The sequence below is a fragment of the Apilactobacillus kunkeei DSM 12361 = ATCC 700308 genome (assembly GCF_001281265.1).
In the GTDB taxonomy this organism is placed as follows: Bacteria; Bacillota; Bacilli; order Lactobacillales; family Lactobacillaceae; genus Apilactobacillus; species Apilactobacillus kunkeei.
This window is the reverse complement of record NZ_JXDB01000009.1, coordinates 230,143-250,196: the sequence shown is the minus strand read 5'-3', so window position 1 is coordinate 250,196 and position 20,054 is coordinate 230,143. Positions and strand designations below refer to the sequence as shown.

Annotated in this window: 21 protein-coding genes; 16 read left to right on the top strand and 5 right to left on the bottom strand. The window is 36.6% G+C overall.

Features of this window, described 5'->3' with window-relative positions; all coding sequences use genetic code 11:
• The coding region (locus RZ79_RS05965; protein ID WP_155457572.1) for an IS3 family transposase at positions 1-556 on the top strand (556 nt) is incomplete at its 5' end.
• A gap of 41 nt (positions 557-597) precedes the next feature.
• Here RZ79_RS05965 and RZ79_RS07190 read toward each other — a convergent pair.
• Positions 598-1,905, bottom strand: a complete 1,308-nt coding sequence (locus tag RZ79_RS07190; RefSeq protein WP_080997481.1) for a DUF3290 family protein — start codon at positions 1,903-1,905, stop codon at positions 598-600.
• Positions 1,906-2,108: 203 nt separating this feature from the next.
• Here RZ79_RS07190 and RZ79_RS07330 point away from each other — a divergent pair, with 203 nt between their 5' ends.
• From RZ79_RS07330 to RZ79_RS05920, 8 genes are all read left to right on the top strand, one after another.
• On the top strand, positions 2,109-2,732 hold the full coding sequence (locus tag RZ79_RS07330) for a C40 family peptidase (protein ID WP_054450594.1): 624 nt from the start codon (positions 2,109-2,111) through the stop codon (positions 2,730-2,732).
• A gap of 100 nt (positions 2,733-2,832) precedes the next feature.
• Positions 2,833-3,321, top strand: a complete 489-nt coding sequence (locus RZ79_RS05950; RefSeq protein WP_054450591.1) for an MGMT family protein — start codon at positions 2,833-2,835, stop codon at positions 3,319-3,321.
• A 22-nt stretch (positions 3,322-3,343) separates the two neighbouring features.
• Entirely contained in the window at positions 3,344-3,811 is a 468-nt protein-coding gene (locus RZ79_RS05945; protein WP_054450589.1) for a PH domain-containing protein, read from the top strand.
• On the top strand, positions 3,801-5,264 hold the full coding sequence (locus tag RZ79_RS05940) for a PH domain-containing protein (protein ID WP_054450587.1): 1,464 nt from the start codon (positions 3,801-3,803) through the stop codon (positions 5,262-5,264). The genes RZ79_RS05945 and RZ79_RS05940 overlap by 11 nt, the downstream gene beginning before the upstream one ends.
• 102 nt (positions 5,265-5,366) lie before the next feature.
• Positions 5,367-5,711 carry an iron-sulfur cluster biosynthesis family protein gene (locus tag RZ79_RS05935; RefSeq protein WP_034532401.1) on the top strand — a complete coding sequence of 115 codons (345 nt, stop codon included), beginning with the start codon at positions 5,367-5,369 and terminating at the stop codon, positions 5,709-5,711.
• 156 nt (positions 5,712-5,867) lie between these two features.
• Positions 5,868-6,518: an SDR family oxidoreductase gene (locus RZ79_RS05930; RefSeq protein WP_054450585.1), complete on the top strand. Its 651-nt coding sequence runs from the start codon at positions 5,868-5,870 to the stop codon at positions 6,516-6,518.
• Positions 6,519-6,653: 135 nt separating this feature from the next.
• Positions 6,654-8,276, top strand: a complete 1,623-nt coding sequence (locus tag RZ79_RS05925) for an ABC-F family ATP-binding cassette domain-containing protein (RefSeq protein WP_054450582.1) — start codon at positions 6,654-6,656, stop codon at positions 8,274-8,276.
• A gap of 173 nt (positions 8,277-8,449) precedes the next feature.
• Positions 8,450-9,331, top strand: coding sequence for a C39 family peptidase (locus RZ79_RS05920; protein WP_054450580.1), 882 nt, complete (start codon positions 8,450-8,452; stop codon positions 9,329-9,331).
• A 37-nt stretch (positions 9,332-9,368) separates the two neighbouring features.
• Here the strand turns inward: RZ79_RS05920 and RZ79_RS05915 are convergent, their stop codons facing one another.
• The 4 genes from RZ79_RS05915 to RZ79_RS05900 all read right to left on the bottom strand — a co-directional run bounded on the left by RZ79_RS05915 (position 9,369) and on the right by RZ79_RS05900 (position 15,109).
• The gene (locus RZ79_RS05915) at positions 9,369-11,174 is read right to left on the bottom strand and encodes a M3 family oligoendopeptidase (RefSeq protein ID WP_054450576.1); all 1,806 of its coding nucleotides are present in this window, start codon (positions 11,172-11,174) and stop codon (positions 9,369-9,371) included.
• Positions 11,175-11,261: 87 nt separating this feature from the next.
• On the bottom strand, positions 11,262-12,473 hold the full coding sequence (locus RZ79_RS05910; RefSeq protein ID WP_054450574.1) for a DUF2075 domain-containing protein: 1,212 nt from the start codon (positions 12,471-12,473) through the stop codon (positions 11,262-11,264).
• Between the two features lie 14 nt (positions 12,474-12,487).
• Positions 12,488-13,285: a methylenetetrahydrofolate reductase gene (locus RZ79_RS05905; RefSeq protein ID WP_054450572.1), complete on the bottom strand. Its 798-nt coding sequence runs from the start codon at positions 13,283-13,285 to the stop codon at positions 12,488-12,490.
• A 90-nt stretch (positions 13,286-13,375) separates the two neighbouring features.
• Positions 13,376-15,109 carry a phospho-sugar mutase gene (locus RZ79_RS05900; RefSeq protein ID WP_054450569.1) on the bottom strand — a complete coding sequence of 578 codons (1,734 nt, stop codon included), beginning with the start codon at positions 15,107-15,109 and terminating at the stop codon, positions 13,376-13,378.
• 161 nt (positions 15,110-15,270) lie between these two features.
• On the opposite strand from RZ79_RS05900, the gene RZ79_RS05895 reads away from it, so the two are divergent.
• The 7 genes from RZ79_RS05895 (at position 15,271) to RZ79_RS05865 (ending at position 20,035) form a co-directional block, all read left to right on the top strand.
• Complete coding sequence (locus RZ79_RS05895; protein ID WP_054450567.1) at positions 15,271-15,927, top strand: NAD(P)H-dependent oxidoreductase; 657 nt, start codon at positions 15,271-15,273, stop codon at positions 15,925-15,927.
• Positions 15,928-16,203: 276 nt separating this feature from the next.
• Positions 16,204-17,178 carry a beta-ketoacyl-ACP synthase III gene (locus RZ79_RS05890; RefSeq protein WP_053795817.1) on the top strand — a complete coding sequence of 325 codons (975 nt, stop codon included), beginning with the start codon at positions 16,204-16,206 and terminating at the stop codon, positions 17,176-17,178.
• A 38-nt stretch (positions 17,179-17,216) separates the two neighbouring features.
• The gene (locus RZ79_RS05885) at positions 17,217-17,459 is read left to right on the top strand and encodes an acyl carrier protein (protein WP_053795816.1); all 243 of its coding nucleotides are present in this window, start codon (positions 17,217-17,219) and stop codon (positions 17,457-17,459) included.
• A 33-nt stretch (positions 17,460-17,492) separates the two neighbouring features.
• Positions 17,493-18,392: an ACP S-malonyltransferase gene (fabD, locus tag RZ79_RS05880; protein ID WP_034534262.1), complete on the top strand. Its 900-nt coding sequence runs from the start codon at positions 17,493-17,495 to the stop codon at positions 18,390-18,392.
• Between the two features lie 2 nt (positions 18,393-18,394).
• Positions 18,395-19,135 (top strand): SDR family oxidoreductase, encoded by a 741-nt coding sequence (locus RZ79_RS05875; protein WP_054450565.1) that lies wholly within the window; start codon positions 18,395-18,397, stop codon positions 19,133-19,135.
• A gap of 46 nt (positions 19,136-19,181) precedes the next feature.
• Positions 19,182-19,619: an acetyl-CoA carboxylase biotin carboxyl carrier protein gene (locus RZ79_RS05870; RefSeq protein WP_054450556.1), complete on the top strand. Its 438-nt coding sequence runs from the start codon at positions 19,182-19,184 to the stop codon at positions 19,617-19,619.
• Between the two features lie 50 nt (positions 19,620-19,669).
• Positions 19,670-20,035, top strand: a complete 366-nt coding sequence (locus RZ79_RS05865; RefSeq protein WP_051592197.1) for a 3-hydroxyacyl-ACP dehydratase FabZ family protein — start codon at positions 19,670-19,672, stop codon at positions 20,033-20,035.
• The last annotated feature ends 19 nt before the right edge of the window (positions 20,036-20,054 follow it).

The window sequence follows — 20,054 nt, the reverse complement described above, 5'->3', positions numbered from 1 at the left end:
CGGCAAGGTCGCAAGTAATAGACTAAGAAGAAGATTTACAACAGATCGACCATATCAAAAAATAGTTACAGACGTTACTGAACTTAGATGGGGAAATAAAACAACCTCAGAAAGAGCTTATTTCACAGCATTTATGGATTTATACAACGGTGAAATAATTTCTTGGAATATAGGATTACATCCAAACGTTGATTTTATAGTTTCTCCATTAAATAAATTAATGGGACTACGTCCCAAAACCAGTTACAGAATGACCATTCATTCAGATCAAGGATTTCAGTATCAAAACGGTAGATATATCAACATTTTAAAAAGTAATAAAGTTTTTCAAAGTATGAGTAGAAAAGCTACTTGTTTAGACAATGCATGCATAGAAAGTTTCTTTAATCAGTTAAAGGTCGGCACTGTTCATGACAATAATTTTAAAGATTATAATTCCCTTAACCAGGCGGTTAAGGAATATATATCTTATTACAACAATTATCGTATAAAACAAAAACTGGGAGGAATGTCACCGGTTGAATACCGGATCAATTCCTCCCAGAAAATAGCATAACCATCTTCCAATTTTAGGGGTTCAGGTCAACCTATCTTTTTTTATTGTTCTTTTGTTCCTTTTGTGCCACGCTGATTAGTAGGCTTCTTATTATCTTTGTTTGATTTAGAACCTAAATGACGCTTCTTTGAAAGTTCTTTAAGTTGTTGTAATGATTTAGCATTCTTAATTCTTTCAGGCGTTAGATTGTGATTGTGTGAGAAGTTTTCTACACGTTCACCAAGTTCGTAGTACCATGGACGCTTCTTATGAGTAGGATATGGAATGATTACCAAATGATCATCAACATATTGACCCAAGTAAATTTGAGCAATTTCTTTATGTGAATCTTTAGCTAATTGTTCAATCCAGTCCATGTCGTGGCCCATCTTTTCTAAGACTTCGGAATTAACTGTCCCATCGGTAATGATAGGATAGCTTAGTGATTCATCACCGAATGTGGTAACAGTAAGTTGCCCATTTTGTTCTAGGACAGCTGACTTAACGTCTTGGAAGTTACTGATACCCTTAGTTCTTAGTTTAAATGATAAATCGGCTGCTGACATACCATTCTTTAAGGCAGTATCAACATTAACGATTCCGTTAGTAATGATGTTTTGTGGATCACCATTGAATATTCGATGGAATATTGCAAATTGACGACTGAGGATACGACTAGTGAAGATAACCAAAGACCAGATTAACAATACGATGAAGAATTGTAGTGTAGTGATTTGTTGGTTGTAAATCATACCCCCGATGATACCACCAAGAACGTAGTTTTGAATTTGATCAACCGCGTTAGAAGGAGCCAAGTTTCCTTTACCAGAAATGTTAATTTGAATTACCAATACAACGAATCCGATTAAGAACTTAAATAAGATTACCAAGTATTCCTTGTTCAAATCGCCAATTTGAAGTGATGGCTTGTCGTGATAAGTAATATTGGTAGGAATTAGTTGAATTGGTTGAAGTTGATAACTGTTAAAGCTGGAGTTAAAAGTTGCTTGGTAGAACTTATCGCCAACCTTTACAGTCATACCATTAGTTAATTGAGGGGAGCTAACGTAAATCTTTGATGTTGAAATATGTTTGCTTCGACTAATGGCCTTAACCATTTCAGTAGTTTGAGAATTTTGCGACGAAGAGTTGCGTTGTTGCAAAATATTACTAAAACCGATACTAATTGATAATATCGCAATCACAATCATGGTAATAAATATGTCACGATATTTTAAGTTGGTTCTATCGCGCATGTATTTAAAACCGTTAAAAATAATCATTAATCCAACAATTACCGCTAATGCTAATAGCAAATATGTAACGATAGTATTTGGATGGATTAAGTAGTCATATGAATATAAGTCCATGAAATCACCTTATTCTTAAAAGTTATTAAGTATAGTTCTCATTATAGAACGATTTATATTATAAAACCATTGGATGTAACAATTAGGTAACATTTTTTCATGTTTTTGAAATACTTTTGTTCCTGTTATGTAGCATTTTGTAGCTATACTTTAGTCATAAGTTAAGAAATTATAAAATTTTTAAAAGCGGGGAATAAAGTGCTATGAACAAAACAAAAACGAAAAAGACAATCATGTTAATAATGTTGACTGTTTTGGCGATGGCCACATTGTTTGCAACCGATGTTACCAACGCAAGCGCTAGCAAAGTTCATCATAAGAGAACACATAAGGTATACAAAAAGAAGAAGGCTAAGAAGAAACACGTCGCAAAGAAGCCTAATCATAAGAAAAAGGCCAGAAAAGTAGCCTACAAGAAACCAGCCGCTAAGAAGAAAGCACATAAGGTTGTTAAGAAGGCTCGTAAGTCAGGATTCTCAAGTCTATATAGATCAGCTTCAAGCAAGTTAGGTCACCCATATGTATATGGTGCCGTGGGTCCATATAGCTTTGACTGTTCTGGTTTTACCCAATATGCTTACCGTCATGGTAAACACAAATACTTGGCAAGAACAGCCCAAATGCAATACAACACCAACAGACACGTAAGTAGAAAGAATGTTAAGAAGGGCGATCTAGTATTCTTTGGTACTAGCCGCAGTAACATTTACCACGTAGGCATTTACATTGGTCATGACAGAATGATTGATGCACAAAACCGTGGAGTTGTAACAGAAAAGATTCATGTTCCTTGGTGGCATGAAGTTGGCTACGCTCGAGTAGCTTAATACTTTAAAAGACACGACATTGCGTCGTGTCTTTTTTGTCTAAAACCCAAACTAAGTTATGGTAAGATATTAATAATACTTAGAAATAGGAAGGATACCAATGAAAAAACTATACTGGGACCAAGTCGAATACCAAAATCAAAAAATCTATTTTACCTGTACCAGAAAGGGGATTAACTTCGTTAATAATCCCAATACAGGAATTTCCAATATTTATAACTTTTACCCAAAATTAGATGCGGAATTCTTATTTAATCGTAAGCAAACAGAAGAGTATAAAATTCAACTTCGCGAATACATTGACGGCACCCGCAAATACTTTGAGGTACCAGTCGATCTATCAACTTGCGAATTAAATGAACAAATCTACCAAAAGATTAATGATATCGATTATGGCAACACCATGGATATCAAAGAGTTCTGTGATACATATGACTTCAAGGAGGTCGATGTCAGGAATGCAGTAGTAACTAATCCATTGATTTTGATTATTCCAACTCACCGTATTTTAAATGTCGACTATTCAGAAGGCTACCGTAAGTTAGCCGACTTCAACAACTTGTTACTAGATTTAGAGAGAATAAAATAGCAACATCGAGGAGAGAATATAAATGAAAAAATTACCTGAGAGTGTCAAAACAGTATGGCTATATTCAGCCATTATTACCATTATCGTCGAAGTCATCATCTTTACCGTCGCCACAATTGGTGTGAAGTATCTGGACTGGAAGTATGTTGAATACATCCTACCGGTCTTAGGAACCATTTTGGTGGTGTGGGCACTAGTGGACATGATTTCAATCCCGTACCGTTATGCTTTTCATCAATATGCTATCCATGAAGATCGCGTTGAAATTAAAAACGGCTTTATCTTTAGAGAACAAGTCACCGTTCCGATTGCCCGTGTGCAAAACGTTGATATCGAACAAGGTCCAATTCTAAGACATAAGAATCTATATAAGATTAGTATTTATACTTCCGCTGACAGTCATGAAATTGCTGCCGTAACCAAGGAAGAATCAGAAAACATTAAGACCCAAGTAATGAGATTAGCGATGGAGGCCAGAAATGCAAGATAAACATCTGAGTCCATTAAACTTAGTGAATCGTCTTCAAGACATCTTGATAGCGATTTTTTTAGCTTCCTTTATCGGTGATCCATTACACATTGATAGCTTTAAATTAGGGACTATATTCGTAATTATTACGATAGTATGGGATATACTTTCATATCTTTGCTTTACCTATTCGATTGAAGATAGTCAAATTGTGATTAAAAAAGGTGTCATCTTCAAAAAGGTCATCCACGTTCCATTCGCTAGAATTCAATCGATTGAACACAGTCAGTACTTTTTATTTAGACCATTTGACGTTGAAAAACTACAAATTAACAACGCAAGCAAGGGCAGTTCCAAAGATAAAATCCAATTGGATGCGGTGAAGACATACGTTGGTAGGGTTTTAGAAGAAAAGCACAAACAATACCAAAACCAAGATGTTAATGATGAAGTAGAACAATCAGACGTTGCAAAGATTGAGGATAGCAACCAAGAGGAAGCAAACACTCAAGATAATGGCTATGCTCAATACAAGATTTCGACTAAAGACATTGCGCTATATACCTTTACTAGTTTTAGGGTCTTCATTACGATGTTCTTGATTGTCCACATCACGCATGGTGAAGTTTTAGACTTCGCTATTAGCATCTACCAAAAGGGATTTGGTTCCAACATGATTAGTTTGATTGCCTTTACAATTATGGCGATTATAATTGCTTTATTACTATCGTTTATCTACACGATGTTTCAATTCTATGATTTTACACTGGTAAAAGAGGGCAAGTATCTTGAATACGAAAAGGGACTATTTACCAGGAACAAGGTGCGACTATCCACCGATAGAATTCAAAGTGTTTTGATAGAACAAAATGTGATGGGAAAACTGCTAAAGATTATGACCGTCAAGATTATCATGGCTTCAGATGGTAGTGACGAAGAATCATCACAAGCGGTGGTCTTGCCAATTCTAAACTCAGATAAGTACGCTGAGATGATGAATGATTTCTTTGAGTGGATACCATTAAAAACGGTCGAAAAATTCAGTTCCCGTAAACGATCAATTTGGTTATTCTTCAGGAATTTTGACTGGGTATTGTTCATCATACCAATTGTGATTTACTTTGTTGGGTGGACAACATTAACATATTCGTTAGTCGTTATCGGTGTTTTTACTTTCTTTTACACTATTGGTAATGCATACTTTAAGTACAGGGTTAGTTCAATTGGATTAACAGGAAGTACAAAGGATGATTACCTAATCGTATCTAATGGATTTTTATTCAAACAAAGAAACTACTATGTTGGATGGCATGAAATTCAAAGTATGCACTTTGAATCTAGCGTATTCATGAAGAGAAATAGCCTAGCTCACATCGTTATCCGGATTAGGAAAGGAAATTCTGCGCAAACTGCCGGAGTTCATTATATTGATTATGACGGTGCTAAAAAGGTTTATGATTGGTATCGCCAATAAGAAATAGCGTAAAATTTAATTAAATCGTGTACAAACTATTGACACGAGATTTTATTCGAGTATTATGGATACTTGTAATATAAATGAAGGGGGTTCATTTTTATGAAACTAACTATTACAGATGCAGCAAAAGAAAAGATTCAAAACAAAGTTCAAGGCGACGCAAAGTTCTTTTTGAGCTTAGATGATGGTGTTGGAAACTACTCTGACGCAGGTTCATGTGCGATTGATACATCTTTTGATTTGATTGCAGTTGACCCTGATTTAGAAGACAAAGATTTTAACGCAAGTATGGATTCAGATTTAGGACCTATCTACTACAAAGACTACAGCGGATCATTTTTAGAACAAAACTTGAAATTCGACGTTATGTACAATGCATTAATCCTATCTGGTGACTCAGGTATGATTGATGGTAATGTTCCAGTTATTGACAAGAGAAAATAAAAACAATTAATTAAAGACAAAACGCTTAATAAAAAACAATTATGGTAAAAGACGACTATCTCAGATGGTCGTCTTTTTTTGAGCAAATCGTTTTATGAGTATTACCATTCTTGATAGAATTACTGGTAATAAATAAGTATGGAAAGGATGAATATAATGAGTAACGTTTTAGTGATTGGGGCCCATGGTCACGTAGGTATTCACATGGTAGAAAAGTTAGGCAAAACAGGGGATAATGTTTTTGCCGGAGTTAGAAGTGACAAGCAATTCGCTGAATACAAGGATATGGAAAATGTTTCACCAGTTATCTTTGATTTGAATGGCACAATTGAAGACATGTCTAAGGTGTACACCGATAATTCCATTGATAAAATTGTTTTCTCAGCAGGTTCAGGTGGTGCTACCGGAGATGATCAAACATTGATTATCGATTTAGACGGTGCCGTAAGGTCAATGCTAGCTGCTAAGCAATCTGGTATCATTCGCTACGTCATGGTCAGTGCCATGGGTGCTGACGACAGAAGCTTCTGGGCAGATTCTGGTTTGCATGGCTACTACATCGCCAAGCACTATGCTGATGTTGAGCTAAGAAATAGTGGCCTAGAATACACTATTGTTAGACCATCAGCTCTAACTAACGATGAAGAAACAGGTAAGGTTGATGTAATCGAACAACGAGCATCAGGGATGAATATTCCTAGAAAGGATGTTGCTAACTTCGTTGTTGCTGTATTACATGATGACAAGACCATTAACCACATTTATGAAATTACAAGTGGAAGTAGCGACATTAACGACGTGATTTAATAATTAACTTGTCTAAGTAGTTTTCATATGATATGGTTATCTGAGTTATTAATAGAATCAATAAATAAAAACGCCCTTGATTCAATTGAGAAACAAGGGCTCTTTTTATCTTAATTGATTGGATGGAGGTATGAAATGATAACTGTAACTAATATGGGATTACATTTTTCAGGTAAAAAACTATACGAAGATGTAAACCTAAAATTCACACCTGGTAACTGTTATGGTGTTATCGGGGCCAATGGTGCTGGTAAATCAACTTTTCTAAAAATGCTAGAAGGAAAGATTGAACCCACTAGTGGTAGTATCTCAATCGGTAAGAATGAACGAATTTCTAGTTTAAACCAAAATCACTATGGTTTTGAAGATTGTGAAGTCCTAGATACTGTAATTCAAGGACATGAAAAGCTATACAAAATCATGAAGGAAAAAGATGCATTGTATGCTAAGGAAGACTTTTCCGACGAAGATGGTGTTAAGGCTGCTGAATTAGAAGGTGAATTCGCCGAAATGGACGGATGGAACGCCGAAGCCGATGCCTCACAATTACTACAAAGCGTAGGAATTGATGAATCACTACACTACGAAAAGATGAGTGAACTTTCTGAAGGACAAAAGGTGAAGGTCTTATTAGCTCAAGCTTTATTCGGTAACCCAGATATCCTACTTCTTGATGAACCTACCAATGGTTTGGATAATCATACTATTGAATGGCTACAAGACTTCTTGGCTGATTACGAAAACATCGCCATTGTTGTATCCCATGATAGATACTTCTTGAACCAAGTATGTACCATGATGTGTGACGTTGACTTTAAGAAGATTTCACTATACGTTGGTAACTATGACTTCTGGTTGAAATCAAGTCAACTAGCAGCTAAGATGCGCCAAGACGCTAACGCTAAGAAGGAAGACCAAATCAAAGAATTAAAAGAATTTATCGCTCGATTCTCTGCTAACGCTTCTAAGTCAAAACAAGCTACTTCAAGAAAGAAACAATTAGACAAGATTACTTTAGATGATATCCAACCATCATCACGTAAATACCCATTCATCAAGTTTGAAAAAGAACGTGATTTAGGAAACGACTTAGTTTCTGTAAAGGGTGTTTCAAAGACAATTGATGGTAAAAAAATCTTAGACAACATCACATTTACTCTACGTCCAGGTGAAAAGACTGCCATCATAAGTAGAAGCGATGTTGCTACTACTGTATTAATGCAAATCCTAGCAGGTAAGATGGAACCAGACGAAGGTGAAGTAGTATGGGGTCAAACTACTCGTACTAGCTACATGCCAAAGAACATCAACTCTGATTTCGAAGACGATTCATTAACTATCATTGACTGGTTAAGACAATTCGCTTCTAAAGAAGAAAGTGATGATCCATTCTTACGTAGTTTCCTAGGTAGAATGCTATTCTCTGGTGATAATATCCAAAAACAAATCAAGGTATTATCAGGGGGAGAAAAGGTTCGTTGTATGTTATCTAAGATGATGCTACAAAAGGGTAACGTATTGATGCTAGATGATCCTACCAACCACTTGGACATGGAATCAATTACCGCACTAAACGATGCTTTAATTCCATTCGACGGATCATTAATCTTTACTTCTCACGACAGAGAGTTTGTTCAAACTATCGCTGACCACATCATTGAAGTGTCTGATAAAGGGATGGTTCAAAGAGCCGATACCCACTACGATGATTTCGTAAATCATCCAGACGTTCAAAAACAAGTCGAAGAATTATACTAATATAGTAAAAAAGACGTGATTATTTTATTAATCATGTCTTTTTTTAATAAAATATCAAAAATGTTACCAAAATGTTAAAACTTATTTACAGAATAGTTTATTCTAAGCATTTGAAATTCGTTTGTATTATATTATTAATATAAATAATAATTTATGGATGGAGTGGAGACATAATGAAGAAAATATTATCTGCACTTGGTGTGGTAATGTTTTTAGGTGTAGTTATCGTCGCATTGGGCGTAGCTCATTCTGATACATCAAACGCAGAAAGTCAGAACTATACCATTAGTTCAGCGCGAAACTATAATGCAAGAATCGTTAACAAAAACAACGTAGATACTTACGTTTCTCCTTACAAAGAAGGAGTTAAGGTGATGAAGAAAATCAATCTTCAAAACCAACTTGTTCAACTAACTCAAGTAGCTAAATTAAACAAATCTGTTTACTACAAGATTAGTTACCAAGGAATCAACCAAGGATGGATTAGCTCAAGAGATTTGAGCAAGACTAGTGTCTACGAAATTCCTTTCGTATATACAAGTCAACACTTCCCATTCGATGCACCAAACGGTTGTGAAGGTACTGCTTTAAAGATGGCTCTTTCAACTAGAAGTATTGGTTTAAACAAGGGAATTAAGTATTTCTTAGATAGAATGCCAAGATCTACCAATCAAAACTACGGTTTCGTAGGAAATCCATTCGCTAAGAACAACACCAGCCAAAACTGGACAATCTTCCCAAGAGCTTTAGCTAAGTACGGTCGTACTTACAGAAAGACTGTTTACAATTTCAGTGGTGCATCAAAGAACAAAATCATCAATGAAATTAAACATGGTAACCCAGTGATTTCATACACCGGATATCGCATGAAGAAACCTACAGGACACACTCTAGTGGTTGTTGGATACAAGAAAGGATTTTTCAAGATGGCAGATCCATCATCATGGAGATATCAATTCAAGACCGGTAAGAGTAATCCAGTATTCTGGGTTTCAACTTCTCAATTCATGAGTCTATACAACTACGAAGGTAAGATGGCCGTTGTAGTTCGTTAATCAAAAAAAGAAGCACTCGATATGAGCGCTTCTTTTTTTATACATATTTTTCTGTTAATTTGATGAATTCATCAACGTCTTTTTCGATTAGTTTAACTCCGGCTTCCCAGAAGTCTGGTTTGGTCAAATCAACACCTAAGTGTTTGCTTGCTAACTCTTCGGTAGTCATGTTAGCAGTATCTCTTAGTAATGAGATGTATTGATCTTCGAAGTCATCGGTAGCTTGCGCCTTAGCGTAAATTCCTAGACTGAATAGGTAACCAAATGTGTATGGAAAGTTGTAGAAAGGAATGTCGTCGATGTAGAAATGCATCTTACTTGCCCAGAAGTGAGGTGAGTAGGTAGATAGTGATTCACCATAGGCATCCTTTTGAGCTTGGATCATTAAGTCGTTAATTTCGTTAGCGGTTAGAACTCCGGCTTGTCTTCTTTCGTAGAAACGAGTTTCAAATAGGAAACGAGCACGGATGTTTAAAAACATTGCTACCGGGTTATCCATCTTAGCGTTTAGTAGGCTAATCTTTTCTTCGTCGGTTTTTGCTTCCTTAACGTTGGCGTCTGAAACAATTAATTCACCAAATGTTGACGCGGTTTCGGCAACGTTCATTGCGTAGTCTTGGCGGAAGTATGGTAGATCGTTTATCACGCTACTGTGGAAGGCATGACCAAGTTCGTGGGCGATAGTTGATGCATCGTTTGGTGAACCGGTGAAGGTTAGAAAAATTCTAGCTTCGCCAGTTTCTGGTAGGTCTTGCATGTATCCACCTGGTTCCTTACCTGGACGGTTTTCTGCTTCAATCCATCTGTTTTCAAACGCTTTCTGGGCTAGCTTAGCCATCTTAGGTGAGAAACTGTTGAATTGCTTAATGATGAATTCTGCGGCTTCATCGTAGGTAAAAGTCTTTGATTTTTCGTTACCAATGTTGATTGGGGCAGCAACATCTTCCCAACCAATCTTGTTCTTGCCAATTAATTGGGCTTTGCGGTTTAAGAACTTAATCAAGACGTCCTTGTTATCGTCAACGACCTTCCACATAGTATCAAGAGTTTCCTTTGACATGCGGTTTAATTCTAATGGGTACTTCAAGAAGTCGTCAGTACCATGGAACTTGTAGTCTAGAAGGCGACTACCGGATAGGTGATTTAGGGTGTCAGCAAATAGATTTTGTTTGTCTTCAAAGGCAGCTTCCCATTTAGGCATCAAATCTTGACGGTACTTTGAATCGGCATTACCTAAGATTTCGTTATCTGCTTGACCAGCTGATAGTGTCTTAGGATTACCATCTTCGTCTCTGAAGTTAACGTTAACGCCGGCAATTAGTGTGCTGTAATGGTTAGACCATGAACTTAGACCCTCTAGGTTCATCTCTGAAATGATGGTTTCTTGGGTGTCATCCAATAGTTCCTTTCCAAAGTGTCTGTTTTCATTCAAAGAAAAGGCGATTGTGTCTAGACCAGGTTGTTTGATTAGCTCATTAAAACCGTCGTCAGATAAATCAGCTAACTTCTTTTGAAGTAGTTGGGCAATTTGGGCCGCCTTAACGTCTAGTGATTGAACTTTGTCAATCATTGGTGGCACTTCTTCATTGTTTACATCATCAGAATACTTACCGTTTATGTACATTGAAGCTTGAATAATCCCCGCCTGAATTTTTTGTAAGAAGTCGGTTAGTTCTGAAAATTTTGAGAATTGGGCGTCATCGTTATCGAATTCGTAGTCATTGATGGCTTGGCGAAATGTTTCGATTGATTCACCGATGACAGCCAATTTATCGGTTAATTCTTTACCATGTAATCCCCCGGCAAAGATTGAGTCTAAATCCCAGTTAAGCGAGTATTTCATATTTTCCCCTCCGAAAAACTTAATTGAAACAATTATATCAGTTTATGCAAAAAAGCCACCCAGAAATGATTATCTGAGTGACATTTTTTATAATTTTTTGTAGTCGTCTAAGAGACGTTTGCGTAGTTCTGGGTTGTGAACGAAAATGTATAAACCTTTAACACCACGTTTAAGTAAAACATTGGCTGAGTTTAATACGAGTTGTTCTTTAATCTTTTCAAACTCGACAGGATCATCCATGTCCTTACGTTTCTTCAGTGATTCAACATCGGTGAACTTACTCATTTCCACGTGGACGTCATCACCATCTAAGTAGATAGGTGGACCTAGGATGACTCCAACATAGTTCAAGTCAAAACCTTGGCATGTGAACATGGAACCGACTTCGTTAACGGTTTCTGGAATTTCTGCCCATGGAGTTTGTGTGTAATTATATTGATCCCATGGCATCTTGAAGTCTGGTTCGGTTACGTAATGTTTACCACCATCTAGTGTTGATGGATATCCAGAAGTTGAAACGATGCGCGAAAGACCAACTTCCTTATTTCTAGCAAAGATTGCTTTACGCATCTCCTCGGCATTGTCAAAGATACGAAAATCGTAGTCCTTCTTAGCGTCAGCGGGAAGTGGAGTTAGTTTACCATCAGTAAATGTATTAATCCATTGGACCAATGAATCGCTGGCGGTCATTCTGAATTGATGAGTTAGGTGATATTCACCATTGGTGTATGGTTCAATGATGTGGTGTAATCTTTCCAAGTTCCAAAACGATTTGGTTCTAAGTACTTGGCGGTGGTCAAATACCAGGATGGTGATTTGAGAACGTTTGATGATTTCAGATAGTTGGTTATCGTAATAGAAATTATTGTAGTGATCCCCACGTGATAATAATAGGTGGGCTTCGTCGATAATTGTGATATCCACATCTTGATGGTTCTTATCGTTTTGGTTAATAAAGGAAGTAGGACGATTAAAGTTCTTCTTTAAGACGTTATCCTGACTTCCGGCCATCTTCTTGTAAACCTTCAATATTTCTGGATGGTTAACCAAGAAATAGTTATTAGTTTGATATAAGAAACTGCTTTTTTCATGTGCCATTTGTTGAATATCGTAAAATAACTTACTTAAAATAACGGACTTACCAGTTCCGGCATCACCATAGATGGTGAAGACAGCATGGGTATCGTCATTTAAGTGGTCGATGGCAAATTGTTTGATTTGTTCGACTAGGCGATATTGTTCGTCAGTAAGTTGCTTGGTTGGTGCAAGCTTATTGTCAGCAGCATTACTGTTGTCCATTGGATGATGCTCCTTTACAGGTTTTTCTTGATGTTTTCAAATACTCGATCGGATACCATCCAATCATTGTGAGTATATAGATGAATCCCGTTAACGTTGTGTTCATACAAATCGTTAATTTGGTTAACTGCATAGTTGATGCCATTTTCAAGTAAATTATCCTCTTCTTCGGAGAATGCGGGCATCTTGATATTATTGTGTGCTAGGTAATGTCTCTTAAACGGATCGGTAATTGGCATGATTCCAATGCGAATTGGCACGTCAATATCGTATTCGCGGGACTTATCTAAAAACTTATAAATGCGGTTATTATCAAAACACATTAATGATATTAGACTGTCTACTCCGGAATCAACCTTTTCTTTTAAGTACTTGATATCTTCTGTAAGTGAGTTAGCGAGTGCGTGAATGTCTGGATAACAACCGGCGATAACGTGAATTTGTGAATCCTTGTCTAATTGATTCACGTATTTGATTAAATCACTAGCGTAATTAAAATCATCTTCGATGTGCATATTGTGATGGATGTTTCCACGAACTAATAAGAAATTACGGATGTTTAAGCCCATTAACTCGTTAAAAGATTTTTTGATTTGTTCTTTTGTATGCGTTAATCCAGTTAGATGGATTACAACAGGGATGTGTAAATCCGTTTGAATGTATCTGGCACATTGGACCATTTCTTCATATGAATAGCGACTAAGATTGCTAATTGAAACAAAATCAGGTTTCCATTTATGCAAATAATGTTTCATTTGTCGCAAATCGCCTGGATTGGCCTCAATTTCAACAGAGAATGTTTGCTTTCTCATGGAAAATTCCTTTCGAATTGAATTTATATTAACATTCTATCACGAAACATAAAAAAGAGTTATTAACATTATGTTAATAACTCCTTTTGATTAGACGAGTTGTTCAATTAATTGATCAACGGCATCTTCATATGTCTTTAGTTTGTTGTTAACAGCTTCAGCAGAATCATCAACAGTACCTAAGTAGAACTTAATCTTTGGTTCTGTTCCTGAAGGACGGATAGCAAACCATGTGCCATCATCAAGCCAGTATTTTAATACGTTAGCTTCTGGTAGTTCAATTGTTTCAGTAGAACCATCGGAATTGGTCTTGGTAGATGTTTGAAAATCTTCTAGTGATTCGACTTTTTGATTGTTGAATTCGTTTAATGGGTTTGAACGTAGTTCGTTCATGATGTTAGCCATCTTTTCTTTTCCTTCAATACCACTGAAGGTCTTTGAAATGGTCTTTTCTTCATGATAACCGTATTTCTTGTAGATTGATTGAAGACCATCGTATAAGGTTTGGCCTTTTTGCTTGTAGTAAGCAGCAACTTCAGCAAGTAAAACAGTTGATTGGATAGCATCTTTATCACGAACGAAAGGCTTGATTAGGTAACCAAAGCTTTCTTCGAAACCAAATAGGAAAGTGTGATTCTTGTTTTCTTCGAAGTCCTTAATCTTTTCAGCGATGTACTTAAATCCAGTAAGAACGTTTTGCATTTCAACACCGTAGTTATTAGCAATCTTAGTTGCTAGTTCGGTAGATACGATTGATTTAACAACGGTTCCATCAGCGGGTAGGTCGTTGGCATTCTTCTTGGCAGTTAGGATGTAGTCCAATAGCACTGAGGCAATTTGGTTACCAGTCATTAGTTCATATGAACCATCTGGTTGTCTTACGGCAGCACCCAAGCGGTCAGCATCAGGGTCGGTGGCGATTAAAACGTCAGCGTTTTCTTCGTTACCTAACTTGATAGCATAGTTAAATGCTTCCGGAAATTCTGGATTAGGAAAGTCTACAGTTGGAAATTCCGGATCAGCAATTGCTTGCTCCTTAACTAATGAGTAGTTTTTAAAACCAACATTATCTAAAGCACGACGACAGATGATTTTACCTGTACCGTGGAGAGGTGTGTAAACGAATTTTAATTCCTTACCAATTTCTCTAATTAGGTCGTGGTTAACGTTAACTGTCTTGACGTTAGCTAGGTAGGCATCATCAACGTCTTCACCAACAACTGATAGAAGATTTTTATCTCTTAAGTCTTTTACGTCAGCAACGTTGATTGCGAATACATCATCGGCTTTTCTTACGTAGTCGGTAATCATGTCAGAAGCCTTTGGTGGCATTTGACCACCATCTTGGCCGTAAATTTTGTATCCATTGTATTGCATTGGATTATGACTGGCAGTAATCATAACACCGGCAAAAGTACGTAGGTGTCTAATTGCAAATGATAGTTCAGGAGTAGGGCGGATATCATCAAACACGTAAGATTTGATATTGTGTTGTCCTAATACACGAGCTGCTTCATATGCGAATTCTTTTGAGTGGTATCTTGAATCAAAACTAATGGCAACACCACGCTTTTTTGCTTCTTCATCTAAAGTGTCCATGTAAGATGCTAGACCTTCGGTAGCTTGTCTAACGGTGTAGATATTCATTCTGTTGATACCAGCACCAATTAAGCCACGCATACCGGCAGTACCAAATGACATGTTAGTACCAAAAGCATCGTTAATTTCTTCATTATTATTAGCGATTTTTGCTAGGTCATGTCTTACGGATTCGTTTAGATTGGGTTGATCAACCCATTTTTGATATAAGTCTTGTGCGTTCATAATAAAGTCTCCAATAAACTTATTTAAATTACATTTTAAGTATAGTTAAATCAGCATAGCTCGTCAATTTTATTACGGCTATGTTAAGTGTAAATTGTTGAACTTAAATAATTCTTTATGTTAAGTTACATCTACTATATACGTAAAAGAGGTAGATAATAATGGATAAAAACGAAGAAATTATTAAAACTGCTCACCGTCGTTACGCTACAAAAAAGTTCGACGCTGACAAGAAAATTTCTGACAAGGATTGGGACACAATTATGGAAGTCGGCAGACTTTCACCCAGTTCCTTTGGTTTTTCACCTTGGCAATTTCTTCTAATTGAAAATGAAGGTGTCAAAAAGGATATCTATGAAGATGCTTGGGGTGCCCAAAACAGTTTAAATGGTGCTAGTCATTTCTTAATTATCTTAGCTAAGAAGGGTATCACTGCAACTAGTAAATATGTTCAACATATTACTGAAGATGTTAGTGGACATCAATTTTCACCTGATTCACCATTTTCAAAAAAGTTTGCTGATTTTCAGAAAAATGACTTTGAATTGAATAACAATCGTAATTTATTTGATTGGTCTAGCAAGCAAACTTACATTGCATTGGCTAACATGATGACTGCAGCAGCAGAGTTAGATATTGATAGTTGTGCAATTGAAGGATTCAATCGTTCAAAAATTGAAGATATCTTAACTCAAAAGGGTATTTTAGATCCTAAAGAATGGGGTGTTTCAGTAATGGCTGGTTTCGGATACCGTGACCAAGACATCACTCCAAAGAAACGCCAGCCTATGGATGAAGTATACCGAGTAATCAAATAATAAATAACAAAAAACCATCTATATATATATAGGTGGTTTTTTACTTTATAAGAGACATCAATATTTAATGAGTTACATAATATATAATGCGTAACTTTGAAAAATATGGATAAAAAGTATAGCTAAACCATTGATATATCAGAGTTTAGTAATTAACAAGACGTCGATATGAGTTATTATCAGTTGAAAAAAAGGGGAATTTAATTAAAAATAAATGAGTGGTATTTTATAGATACTATCGAGAAAGTAAACTAAATTCAGTTTAGAGGAGATATCATGAGCAGTTTTTCAATTTTAGCTACTGCTAAAGCTGTTCCTGAAAAGATTGTTACCAATGACGATTTAGCTAAAATCATGGATACTTCTGATGAATGGATCAGTAAAAGAACCGGGATTAAGCAACGCCGAATCGCCACTAAGGAAACTAACACTTCTTTAAGTGCTGAGGTTGCTTCGCAATTACTTAAGAACGGAAACGTTGATGCGAATGATATTGATTTTATCATTGTAGCTACGATGTCTGGAGACTACCATATGCCATCAACTGCTTCTGCAGTTCAAGGTATTGTTGGTGCTAAGAATGCTGTTGCATTTGATATCAGTGCTGCGTGCTCTGGATTTGTTTTCGCTACTCATATTATGCACTCATTACTTGAACTAAAACCTAACGCTTTAGGAATGGTAATCGGTTCAGAAAAGATGAGTAACTTGATTAACTGGGAAGACAGAACCACTGCCGTATTATTCGGGGATGGTGCTGGTGGAATGCTAGTTTCAAACCAAGGTGATGGAGAAGTATTATCCAGTAACTTGAAGAATTATGGAGATAGAAGAGAAGCTCTTCTTGCTGGTCATATATTGGGAAATGAAACATTTGGACCACGAGATGATGACGATACAGATCGTTATTTGCATATGGATGGTAGAGAAGTATTTAACTTTGCAACCAAGAATGTTCCATTATCAATTAAAGAAGCAGCAGAAAAAGCTGGGATTGAGTTAAGTGACATAAATCACTTTGTGTTACATCAAGCTAACGCTCGAATTATTAAATCTGTAGCCCGTAAATTAGGCGTTAGTAAGGACAAATTCCCTATCAATATTAATCTTTATGGGAACACCTCTGCAGCTAGTGAACCTATTTTGTTGTCAGAAATGATGGAAAATGGTTTAATAGCTAAGGGAGATATTATCGCCCTTTCTGGTTTCGGTGGTGGCCTAACCACAGGAACTATTATTTTAAGGTATTAATTTATTATTTTAATTTTATATATGGAGTGAATTATATTATGGCAGACAAGAACGCAATTTTTGACAAGGTAAAAGAAATCGTTGTAGATCAATCAGACGTTAAGGCTGAAGACATCAAGATGGAAACTAACTTCAAAGAAGAACTAGACCTAGACAGTTTAGACTTATTTGAAATCATCGATGCTCTAGAAGACGAATACGACATCGAAATTGACAGTGACAACGACATCGCAACTGTACAACAATTAGTTGACTACGTTGCTGGTAAAGTTGAAGAATAATAATTAGTTTTAATTAACTAGGAGTGTTTAAGTTTGAATATTTGTTATCTATTTAGTGGCCAAGGTAGTCAATTTAAGGAAATGGGACAGGATTTGTACAAGTCAAACCCTGTGTACAAACGTACAATTGACGAGGCCTCAGAAACATTGAATTTAAACTTAGCTGATCCGGAAATTTTTGATAATCCTAATAATACTCAAATCGCTATTTTGACGATGAGTGTAGCTATTCATCGTATTTTAGAAGACAAAATAGAGAAACCTGTTGCAATGATGGGATTGAGTTTAGGCGAGTATAGTGCTTTAGTTGCTGCTAAAGCACTATCTTTTAAATCAGGGCTAAAGCTAGTACACGATCGCTCACATTACATGGATGAAGCAGGTAAGCAAAATCCAGGTTCTATGGCTGCTGTATTGGGTCTTAGCCCTGATTTTGTGAAGAGCGTTTGTGACGAAATTGATGACGTTTACCCAGCTAACTACAATAACAAGTCACAAGTTGTTATTGGTGGTACTAAAGAAGGGGTTCAAAACGCCATGGAAGTATTGAAGGAAAAGGGCGCAAAACGTGTAGTTCCACTACAAGTTGCAGTAGCTTCACATACTCCATTGATGCAACCTGCATCAGATCAATTAGCTAAACGTCTTGAAAGTGTTGAATTTGATGAACCTCAAGTAGATGTAATCAGTAATACTACCGTAAAACCATTTGCTAAGGACACCATCAAGGAAACATTAGTTAACCAACTAATCAATCCAACACACTTCATGCAAGATGTTGCTTCATTAGAAGACAAAAACATTGACGCTTTTATCGAAATCGGTCCAGGAAATACGCTAAGTAAGCTTGCTAAAAAGACATTAAAGGCTGATACATACAATGTAGAAAGTGTTGAAACTCTAGATGCCTTATTAGATAAGTTAGGAGAATAATTATGGAAAATAACGAAAAACAAGTAATTCTAATCACTGGTGCAACTAAGGGATTAGGTTTAGCTGACGCAGTTCGTCTAGCTAAGGATGAAAACAATATCGTAATCGCTAACTCACACCGTCAATTGAATGAAGAAGAATTGAAGGCTTTCCAAGCTAACTTTGATTCAGAAATTGATGTATTGGTTGGAGACGTTGCTTCAGAAGATGACGCTAAAGCAATGATTGACAGTGTTATTAAAAAATACGGCAAATTAGACGTATTGGTTAACAATGCCGGTATCACCCAAGACACTCTATTAACTAGAATGAAGGGTGATTCATTCAAACAAGTATTAGACACTAACTTGTTTGGTGTATTTAACATGACTAAGTTTGCTATGAAGAAGATGCAAAGAGCTCGTAAAGGTTGCATTATCAACCTTTCAAGTATTGCAGGTCTACACGGTAACTTAGGCCAAGCTAACTATTCATCTACTAAGGCCGGTATCGTAGGTTTAACTAAGACTACAGCCCAAGAAGGTGCTCTACGTGGAATCCGTTGTAATGCGGTTGCTCCAGGTATGATTAAGACTGCTATGACAGCTAAACTAGGCGATAGTTACATCGCTGATTGGGAAGAAAAGATCCCAGCAAAACGTTTTGGTACTCCAGACGAAGTTGCTCAAGTTGTTGAATTCTTAATCAAGAACGAATACATGAATGGACAAGTAATCACCGTTGACGGTGGATTAACTATGTAATCAAAGTTAAGTAAGAACATTCTTAATTAACAGGAGATATAAAAACATGGAACAAAAAGACATTGAAAAGTTAATGGACAAGTTCGATAAGTCCAGCATGAAAGAATTTAAGATTACTGCCGATGATGGTACTGACTTATACTTCAGTAAGTTAGAACACGCTGCAGTACAAAACGTTGCTCAACCAGCTCCAGCTGCTGGTGCAACTGCAAGTGAACAACCAGCTGCTAAACCAGCAGTTTCAGGTGCAAAGATTAAGGCTCCACTTGTTGGAATCGTATACTTTGCCCCAAGTCCTGAAAAACCAGTCTACAAAAAAGTGGGCGATCACGTTAAGAAGGGCGACACTGTTTGTGTAATTGAAGCCATGAAGGTTATCAACGAAGTTAAGAGTCCCGTTTCTGGAACTATTACTAAGAAAGTTGCTGAAAATGGTGACATGGTTGAATATGATCAACCAATTTTTGAAATTGAGGAGGACTAATTTTGGACTATAACGTACAAGATTTCATTCCTCAAAGATTCCCATTCCAAATGTTAGACAAGATTATTGAAGTAAGACCCGGTGAAGGTGCAAAGGCTGAAAAGCTTTTAACTGTTAACGAATGGTTCTTCTCAAAACAACATCTTGAATTTGGAATGCCAAGACCAATCGCGATGGAAATGCTAGCTCAAACTGGAGTATGTGCATTACTATCAATGCCTGAATACAAAGGACATAATGTTTTCTTTGGTGGTATCAAAGAAGCTACTTACAAAGACAGCTTTAGACCAGGCGACAAGTTGGAACTAGCTGTTGAAATGACAAAGCTAAAGAGAAACATTGGTGAAGGTCATGGAACAGTTACTAGAGATGGCGAAGTTATTTGTGAAGGTACTTTAATCTTTGCAATTGAATAAGTTCATAAAGGATGAGTGA